At 38.2% G+C, this 14,768-nt stretch carries 11 protein-coding genes; 3 read left to right on the forward strand and 8 right to left on the reverse strand.

Features of this window, described 5'->3' with window-relative positions; all coding sequences use genetic code 11:
- Window position 1: 1 nt before the first annotated feature.
- From BA1DRAFT_RS07375 to BA1DRAFT_RS07385, 3 genes are all read right to left on the reverse strand, one after another.
- The gene (locus BA1DRAFT_RS07375) at window positions 2-490 is read right to left on the reverse strand and encodes a YhfG family protein (RefSeq protein ID WP_036777563.1); all 489 of its coding nucleotides are present in this window, start codon (window positions 488-490) and stop codon (window positions 2-4) included.
- A gap of 79 nt (window positions 491-569) precedes the next feature.
- The gene (locus BA1DRAFT_RS07380; protein ID WP_036777565.1) at window positions 570-1,106 is read right to left on the reverse strand and encodes a GNAT family N-acetyltransferase; all 537 of its coding nucleotides are present in this window, start codon (window positions 1,104-1,106) and stop codon (window positions 570-572) included.
- A 330-nt stretch (window positions 1,107-1,436) separates the two neighbouring features.
- Window positions 1,437-1,925, reverse strand: a complete 489-nt coding sequence (locus BA1DRAFT_RS07385; RefSeq protein WP_235200990.1) for a bactofilin family protein — start codon at window positions 1,923-1,925, stop codon at window positions 1,437-1,439.
- Window positions 1,926-3,800: 1,875 nt separating this feature from the next.
- Between BA1DRAFT_RS07385 and BA1DRAFT_RS07395 the strand changes: the two genes are divergently transcribed.
- Window positions 3,801-4,076, forward strand: a complete 276-nt coding sequence (locus BA1DRAFT_RS07395) for a FaeA/PapI family transcriptional regulator (RefSeq protein ID WP_036777631.1) — start codon at window positions 3,801-3,803, stop codon at window positions 4,074-4,076.
- A 205-nt stretch (window positions 4,077-4,281) separates the two neighbouring features.
- A complete protein-coding gene (locus BA1DRAFT_RS07400) occupies window positions 4,282-4,737 on the forward strand; it encodes a GNAT family N-acetyltransferase (RefSeq protein ID WP_036777568.1) in 456 nt (151 codons plus the stop codon).
- Window positions 4,738-4,849: 112 nt separating this feature from the next.
- Here BA1DRAFT_RS07400 and BA1DRAFT_RS07405 read toward each other — a convergent pair whose 3' ends face one another.
- On the reverse strand, window positions 4,850-6,796 hold the full coding sequence (locus tag BA1DRAFT_RS07405; RefSeq protein ID WP_036777570.1) for an autotransporter domain-containing esterase: 1,947 nt from the start codon (window positions 6,794-6,796) through the stop codon (window positions 4,850-4,852).
- Between the two features lie 427 nt (window positions 6,797-7,223).
- Between BA1DRAFT_RS07405 and BA1DRAFT_RS07410 the strand changes: the two genes are divergently transcribed.
- Window positions 7,224-7,679 (forward strand): acetyltransferase, encoded by a 456-nt coding sequence (locus BA1DRAFT_RS07410; protein ID WP_036777571.1) that lies wholly within the window; start codon window positions 7,224-7,226, stop codon window positions 7,677-7,679.
- 70 nt (window positions 7,680-7,749) lie between these two features.
- Here BA1DRAFT_RS07410 and BA1DRAFT_RS07415 read toward each other — a convergent pair whose 3' ends face one another.
- The 4 genes from BA1DRAFT_RS07415 to BA1DRAFT_RS07430 form a co-directional block, all read right to left on the reverse strand.
- Window positions 7,750-8,574, reverse strand: a complete 825-nt coding sequence (locus BA1DRAFT_RS07415; protein WP_036777574.1) for an energy transducer TonB — start codon at window positions 8,572-8,574, stop codon at window positions 7,750-7,752.
- Window positions 8,575-8,655: 81 nt separating this feature from the next.
- Complete coding sequence (locus BA1DRAFT_RS07420) at window positions 8,656-11,670, reverse strand: TonB-dependent receptor domain-containing protein (RefSeq protein ID WP_200868769.1); 3,015 nt, start codon at window positions 11,668-11,670, stop codon at window positions 8,656-8,658.
- Between the two features lie 52 nt (window positions 11,671-11,722).
- Window positions 11,723-13,210: a surface lipoprotein assembly modifier gene (locus BA1DRAFT_RS07425; protein WP_036777576.1), complete on the reverse strand. Its 1,488-nt coding sequence runs from the start codon at window positions 13,208-13,210 to the stop codon at window positions 11,723-11,725.
- A gap of 95 nt (window positions 13,211-13,305) precedes the next feature.
- Window positions 13,306-14,052 (reverse strand): Slam-dependent surface lipoprotein, encoded by a 747-nt coding sequence (locus BA1DRAFT_RS07430; protein ID WP_036777578.1) that lies wholly within the window; start codon window positions 14,050-14,052, stop codon window positions 13,306-13,308.
- Window positions 14,053-14,768: the final 716 nt, after the last annotated feature.

Below are 14,768 nucleotides of genomic sequence, written 5' to 3' on the forward strand. Positions count from 1 at the left end.
ATTACCTCAATTGTAAACTATACTTTCTAATGAGTTTATCTTTAAGATTTTTTTGCTCTTTCGACGTTTCAGGCAAACTATTCATAACAATATTCATTCCTTCAAGACGCATACTGTCTCTATAGTTTTTTAATTTTACATTGTCAAAATAATGTTTTTTTTCATCATAAGTTGTCATTATTGTTTTTCTATTCTTTTGGTTTCTAATACCTTTCTCTTGTTGGCGGGAATATTTAAACTTAGCCAGATCCAAATCGCTTAATTTACAGTTAATCGCCTGACCGCTTTCAAATATTCCCCAAGAAATAACTTCAAAATAACTGATTTTTCCATCCCTAATACGATTAATTTTTACTTCTAAGTCTTGTTGCAATATTTGCAAGACCTGTTGTACCTTACGTTCAGATATCCCTGTCGCTTCTACAATTGAACGCGTGTTAGGATGATTTAACTTCGTCAAGGCCGCCATAACAGCTAATTCATATTTCATTTGAATTTCCAAGATACAATCTATGCAACGATAGTATAAAACATCAAAGTAACGAAAACCAGAAAAGAGAATCACGCTATTATTGACGAATCCGGTAAAGCACATGTTCATGAAGTGGGTGTCCATCCGGTAATAAAGGATGTAAAAAAGTATTTTCATCTTTCACCATACCAAGCCGCTCCATAACTTTTTGAGATCGCAAATTAAAAATTGTCGTAAATGCAACTATTTCCTCAAGTTTTAATTGGGTGAAAGCAAAATCCAAAGCTTTACGTGCGGCTTCACTGGCATAACCTTTACCCCAAAATGGTTTATCAAGACGCCATCCAATTTCAACACAAGGTGAAAATGGTAATTCCGCCACAGGAATATTCAAACCGACAAAACCAATAAAATCCCCAGTTTCTTTCAGCTCCACAGCCCATAACCCCCAACCTCCCTGTTGCTCAAATCTCTGGATAATCGTATCCACCATCGTATTACTTTGTTCAGCCGTCAAAGTGGCAGGAAAATATTCCATGACTTCTGCGTTATTATTCAAATGGCAAAATGGTAATCTGTCTTCTTCTCTCCATGCACGCATGATTAATCTATCTGTTTCCAACACCACAGTCATATTCTTCTCTTCCCAATATTAATTAATAAACAGGATACCTACCATGCGACAAACCACATACTTTAATCAGAGTAATTAAAACAGTTAAATAGGTAGATTGTTATAGTAAACAAAACTAAAGAGGAAATATACCCGTCACCTTTCAAGTTGCCTCTTTGTTGGCTGCACTCTCTCACCCCGCTCACATAGTTATCTATGCTCCCGGGGATTCGCTCCCTTGCCGTCGCGATCCATCTTGAAATCCATTGGGTATAGAACAACTCGTTAGAAACTAAAAGGAAAGGCCCGTGCCGGCAGGATCTGAATCAGATATCACACGGGCCTGTTTTATCAGGCACTTGTTTTTACCGTGGCCTTATCTTTAGATTTATCATTATTGGTATCTTTTATCATCGGTACAACACGTTCAGACGCAGTTTTGTTTTCAACCTGTTCCGATTGTCCAAAAAACAAGCCTCCACGCTTGATAGACATACTGCTGCAACGACTGATCCCACGCAGCTCACCATGTTCAAGAATATCCAACGTCGCTGCACAACAAGTCCCTTCAACATTACCATCAATAATGATTTCCGGCGCACTAAGTTCACCTTCAACCCGTCCAGCGTGCATAATACGGATCGCACCCTCTTTCACTCGGATATTGCCAATCACTTTGCCCCAGATCTGTATATCACCTTCTACATCAATATCACCCTTAAATACCGAGCTTTTAGCAACAATAGTACAACGGTGAGCTTCCGCACTGGCGTTCTTTTTATCATCAACAAATTGAGACATGGGTTCAACAGCCGCTGCCTCTGATTTTTTTCCAAACATAGTTTTTAATCTCGACCTCATGTGAATAAAGCAAAATATTAGCGCCAAAAAAGAGAGAATCGCTGTCACTGCACAGCCCAAAAGATTACCAGCCAGATAGAATCCCAGAGCAATGCTCCACATGATCCATATACAGCTCAAAAAAATGTTGTCCGAAAAACGATGTTTTGCCATGTTTGTTCACGTTTTTGTTATTTTTCATGCTTTTTTCGTTAGAAAATACAAAACCAAAATCACTATTTTAACAGAACAGATAACAATCAATACTAAAGGAAAGCAGGTATTTACAACGTTATTAAACGGTTAAAAACCTATACCCGTCATCTTTCAAGTTGCCTCTTTGTTGGCTGCACTCACTCACCCCGGTCACATAGTTTGCTATGCTCCCGGGGATTCGCTCCCTGGCCGCCGCGATGCATCTTGAAATCTATAAGGTATATATTCATTCTTCGATAATAATTAACAAGGAAAAATTAACATTAAAGTAGAAGCCTTATTTCTATAATTGTTAACATAAATCAACAATAAAGTCACTTCATTAATGTTTAATTTTATTTACAAATGATATGTTATAAGAATACTTCTCAATTAATATCTACTGATATTTATCTAATAAACATACCACTTATTTATACAAATAAATTAATTTATTAAAAATATCAATATTATTGTGCGATAAAAATACAATTAATATCCGATAAATCAATTATTTTTATGAATAAATGATTCCATTACAAGTTCATAAGATAAATTATAGACTGGGGCAATAATCCTAAATTCTTCATTTAAATTATATCACTATAAAAAAGAGATAAGATCGATATGAAAATAATTCAACATTGGGAGATATAATGAATGAAAAATTATATAGTAGGAATAACTTAAACGCCAAAATTTTATTGAAAATAATCAGACTTCAACTGTCTCATAATTAAGAAATAGCAATTAGAAAGTAAAATTTATCATTAATCTGAATATATGAAGCTTTTTTCTCTGACACAGCTTCGGAGATTTATCAGCCTTATTAGCTCCCCAAGGTAAAGCCAGCAATATTTTCAATGTTGCCCGGGATAATAACTGATGAACCACTGGCTGTAATCTGCAATTTACCAACTGATTCTCAAGACTCTTATGAGTTGAAGCTCTCACCTTTTTCAATATTATGTTAGAAATTCTTCTCGGGTTGATAGTCTTATCAAGAAAATCCTGATCGGTAGAATAAGGTACAGCAATAATAGCGCCATTAAGGGTCACTGCGATATAACTTAGATCAGTTTTATTTAAAATAGACACAACGCCCAATATTAATATGGCCGCTATTATAATTTTACTCAGTTTCATTTCGAATTATTACGATTATCTAATAATGATTCATACCAGTATAGAACAACAACATATTCTAAATAATTTCATTGTCAATCCTATTTTAATTTTATGAAGAATAGAAAAAAATTTCACCCTAGGAATAAATCATCAAAAACATTTATATATGAACAATGACCTTATCGACCTTTCAAGTATTACAGAATAATTCAATTAATAAAAACAAAAAATACAAATTCAAATAATTTCACAACAAAATACTTAGATAACATTTCAATACGATCATTTGCGATCTATAGTGTCGCAAATTATATCTATATAAGTATAAAATACTTTATGCAGTTTGTTTTTCAAATTAAAAGATCTAAAATTTTAATTTTTCGATATAATTGATCTGCATCGTACAAAAACCAACCTTGACAAAACAGGATATGCCCGGCAATTTTTTATGACTGGAGAGCATTCAGATTGCCCTCATGTGTTGAAATTAACCGTTGGATTATCCGAATTGCCCAAGATATCCAACTGGGTTCAATAAAGCCTGGAGTTAATATGGAAAATCGGAAAGATTCGACTCACCCTTCCCAGACGGATCAAGTACTCAATGTCATATCCGAATTATGTACTATTCGGAAAATGCAAGCGGCTCCCCCGCCAGAATCATGGCCTAGTACGCGTGATGTAGCGGAACAATGCGATTTCACCATTTACAAAGCGCGTTATCTGTTATTGAAACTGGCTAACAAAGGATTAGTTATGGTCACTCCATCTCCCATTAAGAATTCTCTCCGATGGTATATACCGGAAGACAAAATTAAGTCTGTCTAATGTCAAGCAAATATGAAGAAATGGATGTCTGTTCTGTACAGTAGGGCCTGTCTATATAGTCGAAAACTTGATAAGACAACATACGGCCCTATGGTGTTATTCATTCAAATCACTGTATTCTTCCCATTACAAAAGTCTCAACAACGCATTCAAGCGCAGAGATATCATAATCAATTATTATCATTTTATTTCAGAGGTAGTCAGAATGGAAAAATTGCATCGTTGGGAAAAGGATGGATATGTTGTCTCTACAGATAAGAATAAATTAGATATCACGATCATACAGCAGTTTCTGACGAAATCCATTTGGGCAGAAGGAATCGACAAGGAGACGGTTAAGTTGTCGATCGAAAATAGCTTGAACTTTGGTCTGTATAAAAATACTCAGCAAATAGGATTTGCTCGTATCGTGACTGACTTCACAACCTTTGGTTATCTTATTGATGTTTTTGTTTTGGACGATTATCGCGGATTGGGATTAGGACGTTGGCTAATGACATGTTGCCTGGAACATCCCCAAATAGCACAACTTCGTCATATTATGCTGGTCACTTCTATGGCGCCGTGGCTATATGAAAAAATGGGTTATTCCCCGGTAAACGAAGAAAACTTTGTTTGGCAAATTGTTCGACCAGATATTTACAAACAATCTAAGCAATGAAGTAGTCATATCAATTAGTCATGAAAAATGCCCGACAAGGTGGCCGGGCATTACTACGACAATAGCCACACTATTGCGATAAATAGGAAGCTACTGTTTTATTAACCAGAAATTAGAAACTGGCGTTAACACCTAAGCTGAAAGCATAAGTGTGATTCTGAACATCACCATCATTACGTGATATTGACGCAAAAGCGCCCCAATCTTTTGTAATAGCAGCATTCATACCGATAACGTATTCACGCCAGTTGGTGTCCTGCTTTTGGCTTTTACTAACAAAAGATGTCTGAGTTGAGTTAATGGCACTACTAATCTGATAATGCTTATCGCCGAACTGGTGGTTAAACCGAACTTCAGCATAGGGGTTAAAACGACTGAAATTAGTGTCCAGACGCCAGCCTAATGTTCCGACCTGAGAATCGTAACGTTGATTACCGAAATTCATAGCCGTACTGCTATTACCTGATTCACGATAACCTTTAACATAACTCTTATCCCAAGCGTACTGGATAATCGGGCTGGTCATAACCGTAGATGTCAGCGGAATATCCCAACCTGCTGTAATGCGTCCTCCCCACTGATGACCAGTAGTCGAAGCATGCTCCTTGCGCAACCACTGATTGAGCACGATACTGCGCGTAATATCCTCATATTTCATGTCCAAATAGTGAAGATCGCCGCTAACCCAACCTTTATCGTAGTAACGCCATAAGCCATAAGTGGTGAATACATAACCACGACCATCAGCTCGGAAATTATTCACTGAGCGCTTATCCTGATAACGCGAGATCATTCCCCCTAACAGAATATTATCCGTAAGTTGATAGTCACTACCCAGTGTCAGTGTACTGTTGTGATTACCACTATAACCACCGAATACACCTATTTTACCCTGCTCGTTACCCACGCTGCGCAGCTGCTGCAAACGGTTGTCAAGAGAGGAAAGCGCTCCTTTCACCGGCACATTGTTGGTATTCGTCAGTGACATAACCTGATGTGGAGCATTAAGGATTGAAATAGTGTACTGACCAATCATACGCTGTGCGGCTGGAGTTGGATGAAAATTATCAGCAAATAAAAAGAGTTGACTGGCATTAAAACCGGGAACAGTGGAATGACAGGATTTAGCTTCAACACCCCGAGCACAAGCATAGCCTAAAGTATTGGAAAAACCGTAGCGTAAAGGATTATCAATGACTTCATGCAAAAGTGCATTAACATCAACCCGAACAATATTGCCATTATTATGACTCAGTTCCATATCTTCTAATCGATTGTAACTCTCAACCAGCTCTGACGCACTACGGCTCATTTTTTCATAAGCACCAAACAATTGCTGAGTTATCTCCTCCGCTTTTTTAGCATCCCCCCCAGAAGCTTCAAGTCCGATATTTTTGAAAACACCTTGGATAACTTGAAAGCGAGTGCCTGCATCGATTGTTGGATACTTGTTAACTGCTGCATGAACTTTATCCATTGCTGCCTCAAGTTGGCTTGGGGTAGCTTTGGATTTCAGCCCTTCAAAGATAATGGTTTCCATAAGCTTCGGAGTAACACCAACATCAGGAACCGTAGGTACGATCACCAACCCGGCCCCCGTATTGAGCAGCGTATGTACTTGGAATGCAGCGGCTTTCGCACTCTTATCAATCATTCCTTGTGCTTTACCCAGATCTTTTAATGCCGCCTGAATATCATTACCACCAATCCAGTGAATATACATGCCATTAGGATCAGCACGATTACCGTGGCTTGCCAAATAATTGTCTACTTGATTTTGAGTATTGTTATCTTTGTTCACATCAGGAACAGCCGTCGATCCACCCACGGCGTAATTAGTCCCCCCACTGTTGGAATTAGTCAGTTTAGTCCCTAAGTGTTGAGCAATAAGATCATTATACAACTCACTGGTTGTACCATCGGTCGTATATCGACCTCCATTTCCACTGTCACTCAAACTATCACCAAAAACATATAGATGGTCATAAGTGTGTGCATTCGAAATTGCACTTATCGAAAGTGCTAACATGCCTGGTGTAAATATAAATGCCCTTTTCATTAATATGATCCTCAAGAAGTTATTTTATATTTATCATTGAACTAGCCGTTCAATTGAAATGATCAATCCAAATCGAAACTACGTTAATGAGATATGACGCAATTCCTTTTTTGATTAGCCAATACCTCATTATAGTTAGTAACAGAGAGAATCCCGCATTGTTTTTTTAGATTTTAAAGTGTAGTGCTGCTTGATTGTTCAATTAATCAAATCGGTTAAAATTCAACTATCTATAAGAAGTAATATTAGACCAAATAGATTGAATTCTCTCCTTTGTTTCATGAAATAGATCACAAAACAGACAGAAGAAGATTCTGATAAGAATAATGGCTAAATCTAATTAATATCTGAATCGATCCATCACAATAAATGTGATAGTGTTAATTCATCATCGGTTTAGCAAAATAAAATATTAAGAAGAATGAATATGAGAATTCAGCAAGCAATAAAGGCCGATTTCAATAAGCTGATCGAAATCTGGGAAGCCTCGGTACGAGCAACACATGACTTTTTATCTGGCGAACAGATTAATGAATTGCGCCCATTAATTCTGCATACTTATTTACCAGCACTGACTGTTTATAAAGCGATAAATGACAAACACGAAATTGAGGGTTTTATTAGTGTTGATCAGCATCGAGTTGAAATGCTATTCATATCCCCGGATTCCCGAGGTAAAGGCATCGGCAAATCGTTGCTGAATTTTGCTATTAGCGAATTAGGTATCAATGAACTTGATGTTAATGAACAAAATACTCAAGGAGTGGGATTCTATCAGCACTTGGGGTTTGAAGTTTTCAACCGCTCAGAAATTGACGGTCAAGGTAATCCATTTCCGTTATTACATATGCGAATTGAACGGCCGAACGCCGAAGCCACCTAACTCACACTTTCCTCACATAACGTTACTATTATCGAGGCAGCGACAATCTCTTCGCTGCCCAAACCTATATTTATTTCAAATTAAACTCTATCGCTAAAGTCAGCTCCCTTGGCAAACCGGCCGGTTTCAGCCCTACCGACCGAGCTTGCTGGATCGCCGCAAGGGCAGCGCGATCCAATTCATCAGCGCCTGAACTCTGCACTAATTGGTGATTCGCCAAATCGCCGCTATCCAGCAAGCTAAACCTGACCTGAACTATCCCTTGCTGCTTCATCTTCTTAGCCCGACGCGGATAGCGTTTATGCTTTTCAATTTCACGACGCAGGGCAGCCTGATAGCTTTGTAACTCATCAGCTCCCACGCCAGTCATTGGTTGACTGGTCGTCGCCTGACGGGCGCCAGCTTGTGAATCCGCAGCATCTCTCCCCGCTAATTGAGCGCTGCCTTCCGTTTGCTCTGGCTGATTTTGCTCTGCTTCCTGTTTACGCCCACGCTCTGCCAGTTTTGGTTGAGGATCTTCTACCGGTTCTTTCTGTGGCTGAGGCTTGCTCTTCGGTTTAGCATCCGTACGTTTTTCTGGCGGCGGTTTCGGGCGTTCTTGTTTCCGTGGCCTATCCACTGGCTTATTAAGTGCTATTTTTGCCTCATGTGGCGATTCCGCTACCACTATCTCTGGCGGCAACGGGGGCGGAACAGGTTCCGGTTCTACAGGTTGTTCCTGTCCGGCCGGTGCTGCCGAAGCAACCATTTCTATTGACATACTGATTATTGGCGAATTCACTGATTGATTATTCGCACTGTCATCACGCAGTAAATGCCGCGCCATAAGCCCAACAATACCCACGTGTAACAGTAAGGAAGCAAACAAGCCAATATAAAAACGATTTTTTATCATAACTTCAAGCCATCTTTCCGTTCGTTATCTATGGAGATTGCCAGCGCTCCTAATGACAACTGGCGAATCTCTCTTAAAGAGTCAGAACCGACTGGTGACACTAAGCTTAAACGTCCGCCCAGGCGCTGGCATCATGGAACGTGTTAACGGGTCCAGATAATAGCGATCGGTTAAGTTGGTGCCGGATAATTCAACGACTACATCTGGCGTAACCTGATAATTAATATAAGCATCTATAGTCATTACTGAATTCCAGCGCATCGGGTTATTATTTATCCCTTTATAAGCACCGGGTAATTTCTTCATTAACCATTTTTCATCCTTATTCTCCACGCTACTGTGGTATAATACTCGGCTGCCGATTTCTAAATTTTCATCCAATAACCGACCACCAATATTCAGATTAAGAGAATAACGAGGTGGAATAGTTGTCCTTAAATAGCCACCGGGAAAACCGCCATCAATACATTCAGGAACACCAAATTGGTTTCTTGGATCTAACATCAGCGATTCGGTTTTATCGCAAACTTTATTCTTAAGATTATAAGATAGGCCAAAATGGGTAAAGAAACTACCGTTATCATAACGTCCTTGTACTTCTAAACCGGATAATTTCTGTTTATCTAATTGAGTAAATACAAAGTTACTGTCACGGTCAAAAACATGCTCAATGATGGTATTATAATAAGCGAATCTAATATCCGCATTACGTTCCGCACCCAATAACTGACTTAAATCATGCACATAACCCACTTCCACTGTTTTACTACGTTCAGGTTTAAAGGCACGTGTAGGCTTATCAGTCAAACCGGAAGAAAAGCCAACGGTATCCTCAAAAATACTTGGCATACGTACTGCTTCGGCATAGCGGGTATAGATACGTGCATTATCACTCACATAGGCTGTCGCGGAAAATACCGGCGCCCAGGCATGATCTTTACGTTTAGGTTGTTTAGACCAGCGCTCCTGTTCATTTTTCGCTTTATAAACGCCCTTATCACTGTTATTTAGTATTTCTCCAGAGTCATCAATATAACGGCTATTCTGTTGAGCAGTACTGTATTCATATTTATACACTTCTTTATTCGTCACGGGATCAATAACGCGTTCGTTCATATCAAGTTTCCCATTAAAATAGGGATTATCTTGTTTATATAACTTACCATCGTCATGATATTTCCAAAGCACATCTACCGGCACCATAGGACGAAGAATTGAATCCCGTTCTTTTAATTCTGTAATCTTCTTTTCTTCATATTCGAAAAATTCATCTAAATCATCGAAACAATCATCAATGCAACTGCTATATTTCTTATACAATATAGCTTCCCGCTCAGTAAGTGTTCTCATATATTGCAACCCCTTACCAACTAATTTTTCATGCTTACTATAACCAATATCACGGGCAGCCAAACGTTCATTTAAAAAATCATCCTTAGACCAATAACTTACCCGTCTAGCGCCGGCACTTAATGCCAACCATGAAGTAGGCCGCCAATCAAAATTAAAAGCAATATTATTCTCTTGGCGGCGTCCTTTTCTTGGTGGCGATCGAAAATTAGAAAAATTCTTCCCTTTATAATCATCATGGGAACCTAAACGTTCCTGTTGTAGGCTAGCTGACAAGGTTAAATCTAAACTTGAGGTCAATTCGAAAGCATTAGAAAGATCAACACCCCAACGGTTATTATGAGCATTGGTAGAAGCAGTATCTACCAGACGACCATCTTTATTTGGATCTCTTTGCTTATTATTCACATCCTTATTCACATCCCATACTTCATCTCGTTCTCGCGGTTCACGTGGATATCCCCCGGCAGTATTGGTATCGCTGATAGTACGGGTAATCCAAAATTTCATATCAAAATCAACCCACTTATTTCCATCAGGTTTCCACTTATAATCCAGATTAAATGCCTGCTGATGCACATTCGCCAACGGCCACTGCGATACAACATTATCTTTAGCACGAACCCAACCAATCCGCGAAGGCATAATCTCCCCGTAAATCGTTTTAGTATCGCGAATACCAAACCCAATCGTCTGTTGATTAGCTAGGTACCAATTATTTTTAAGCAACCAAGATTCCATTTCACTGGAAGTATTAGGCACCTCATTTCCAGGGCGATATATACGTGCCACAAAAGGCAGATAAGGATCATATGACCGGGTACCGCCATCAAGGATCTCTATATCCTCTTTACTAATGGGATCATCATAACGATGAGCACCACCCTTGCCGGCAAAATAGTTTCCTTTACTGCGGTAACTATAAGCTGCCATTAAATCAAAATATTCCTGCCGGGTACCTAGCGCCAGACGTATCGCATTATCTTTTAGGCCCAATAATTTATTATCTTTTGAAGTTTTCGGCGTAATTTCTAACGCAGGATCAACATAATTAAATCCCTGATTAAAACCGGGAATATCCCGATAATCTTGTCCCAATACCAGATGCGGTACTCGTTCCTTAACAGCATTACTGCTGGTTTCCAATTTCAAGTTAATACCAAATCGTTCATCTACTGGTACTACATCATCAATCCCCAAGGTTTTGATCATTACCGCTCCACCGATCGAACCTTTTACTCCACGTGTCAGTGATGGGCCTTTTTCTATTTCAATGCTGCTGATCAAATTAGGATCAATATAGTTACGATTATTCGCACCGTTATAACCACGCCAGGTGGTAATTGCCTGCTCAGTACCGTCAATGGTAACAGGCACCCGTCCCTGCCCCTGAATACCACGAATATTAGGATCTAATGCGCCACTGTTTCTCGAATCACCGCTAAATACGCCGACTGCGCTTTTTAAAACATCCGCCGGTGAAGCGCCCTTATAGCGTTCTACCAAATCCTTACCCAAGTAAATATTAGTAATATCTTTATCATAAACCGCATCATAACCTGCCTCATCTTTTTCGCTGGTCGCTGAAACGTTAATTTTACCGAGGTCAGCCTTATTTTCAGCGGGCTGTTTAGATGACTGAGCCGGGGCTATTAGTGTTTCTGCCTCGGCACGATAAGGCATCATACTGTAGGCCAATGCCAGCATGAATGTTATTTTGCTATATTTATTATTCAATTTATACATAATCATTATCTGCCATAGTGTGAATTGAAATAACTTATTACTTCAATCAGTATCAAAAATACTTTTCAAACTTGACTAACACTTCATTCTTATTATAGGAATAGAGCCAATCAACATTACTACTATTTTTTCTAAATCGATAAGTAATTACTGGGGTTAAACCGAAAACTTCAAATTTAGGCATACTCACAATTGCTGCATAGAATTGTTCATTATCTTTACGACGTGCATTTAGAGGGACGCTGTAATCACCAAATTGCCGCTGGCGCAATGCAGTAAATACCACTGCATTAATTCCTGGATACAATTGAGTGGAAATGCCTGCTCGCACGCCTTTTTGTTGATAATCATCCGCTTTCTCAACACTGGTTTTATTAACCCAATCCCCCCCCGCAAAGGTAACTGTTTGATCAGTTAAATAATAAGATAAAGTGGCATAAACAGAGCTCATATTACCGTCATTATGATTATAAAGTTTATGATAACGAAACTGCTTATATTCACCTTCCAAATTTAATGCCAGATTTTTATATAGAATATGCATCCATTCGGTTTTCACTCCCGTAGTACGATAACGGGAATGATGACCAACATAATTAAACTCAACGACTGGCCCCATTAGGAAATCATCTTTTTGTGCTTTATAGCTATAACCTAAATAAGTAGAAGTAGTATTTTCATTCTCCTCACTGTGATGACGATAGCTTTCTCCATAAGTCATCGAACGTAAAAAAATACCATGATGACCACTTAGTGGATATATCTTACGTAACGTAGCATCATAACTAATACCATTTGCTTTCTTTGCCATAGGCAACTTACGTTTAGTTATACAACCAACATCTTTATGATATTCAATGCAGTCAGGAGGCTTATCCGGCGACATATTCGTGTTATCGTTAAAGATATATCCCACGGAAAAAGATCCACGCCAGGCATTGCGCAAATTAATCGCCTCCTGATAATTAGTTATATTCTTAATGACTGCCGGTGGTAATTTATTTTCATTATCGCGACTAGCCACTGAAATTTCATTAAATAGTAAACTGGCTTCTCTATTTTTTTGATTCTCATAATAGACCCTGGCTAACTCTAATTTAGCCCGGGTAAAATCAGGTTGTTGCTGCAAGATAGCCTGATAATGCTGTTCTGCTGCTGCCAAGTCACCCTGAGAACGCGCCAGATTTGCCTGAGCAAAATGGACCAATTGGGTATCATGTCCAAGTAGCTTCTGATATATCAACAAAAAACGCTCGACATCCTTCACTTGTTGATGATTAATGGCTAAATAAAGCGCCTGGCCAATATCATTCACATTATTTTCAACACTAAACGTTTGACCATTAAGTACTATCGATAAATGATCTGTCTTTTTATTTACAGTTTCATCTGTAACCAGCGCTTTTTCTTGATCCTGTAAATTCCGCTGTACGTTATGCCACAATCTTCTACCGGTATCTTCATCTGCCAACACCAGAGATGGCTTTATAAACAAACAGCTAATGAGTAAAGCAAAACGAACAATTGGGGTATTTAACATCGTTAATATCACTGCTTAATTGTCGAGCCAAAAATAAACAAAAATAAGACAAAGCCAATATGAACTTTGTCTTATCCAGTCACTAAGAACGCATATTATGGGTTCTTAGTTCCGCCAAAGGCGGTGTCTTTACTATGGTCCGAAGTAAACGTAGCAGTTCCTGCTAAACTAGCGGCATTATCACCAAAGAAATGCCCGCTATTTCTACCAACAGCCCCTCCAGCAGTCGCACTACCCACAAATGAACCATCAGCTTTAATAATAGAATTAATACCGACAGTCAATGCGCTATTTGCTATTGAACCAGTAAGCCTTTTCTGACCGAAATCAGCAGTAAATGTTCCATGTAGAGCATTGCTGCCACTATATTGGTTAATTCCTTTAACCGTATAAGTTGCAATACCACCAGTAGGCAAATTAGTGGTCACATCTTTACCGGAATAATAGGCGGTATGAGTAGTATCATTCACCTTGCCGGTTTGTGACCATTCACCAAAATAGACATCAGCATTAGCCACTTTACTAAAATTAAATACCCCCATCCCGCTGTGGCTGCCCGATCCCGGCATAGAAATTTTGTGAATTCCATTCGCATCCGCTGCGGCATAACGGGTAAGCCCTGAAAAGCTAACAATTTGACCACCAGCAATGGAATGTACCCCAACTCCCGGTTCCCCCCCAGGGCTTCCATGACCAGACCCACCCTGTTTAGTCACACCTATATTAATGCTAGGTTTATTCGCATCAAACTTTTGAGTTTGCCCAAAGCCAGGTACAGCCATTGCCTGTGTTACTAATCCACATGTACCTAATACTGCAATTAACACTTTAACTTTGTTCATAGCATATTCCTTATGTTAACTAATTAAATGTTAGAGTATTGCTTATTACATAGTTTTAGTACCGTCCGAAGACTGGCGCGCATATTAACGTACTTTTAATAAAAAATGAAATGATAATCATTATCATAAAACAATTGTGTCTATTTGTATAGAATGGCAATTAATTCAGCTAACTATTTAATTATTAAATAAATATTCACCATAACCTTAATATAATGATGGATATAATATTAGGTGAATCACCAATAATGAGCGTAAAAAAAATCAATACACACAGATAGATGAAATAAGAAATTATTTCAATTGTAAATTAACATAAATATTATTATTACAATAGCAACTATTTGATATAAAATTAGCCATTCCGTATTAATTAAGAAACATTTAACAATGAGAAATGAAAATCAAAAATATATATTTCATCTAAATGATTTAAATAGAAAAATTATCCCCACAGATATAAATATATTTATTCCGAGAATGATCACTAATATATCAATTATTAAATTCACTAAAACAAAAATATTACCAACATGACTTAAATTATAACTAAATATCATTTCCCATTGATGAAAAATAAAATAACCACAGTTTTAGAGAGTAAATTTTCATTCACTGTAATTTTTTATAAAATAAATAATTAAATAACAAAATTGATACTCTTTTAGCTCTAAGATTAAAGAGTTGAATTAAGTTATTTAAATAAATCCAGAAAA

This window comes from Photorhabdus aegyptia (assembly GCF_000612035.1).
Lineage (GTDB): Bacteria > Pseudomonadota > Gammaproteobacteria > Enterobacterales > Enterobacteriaceae > Photorhabdus > Photorhabdus akhurstii.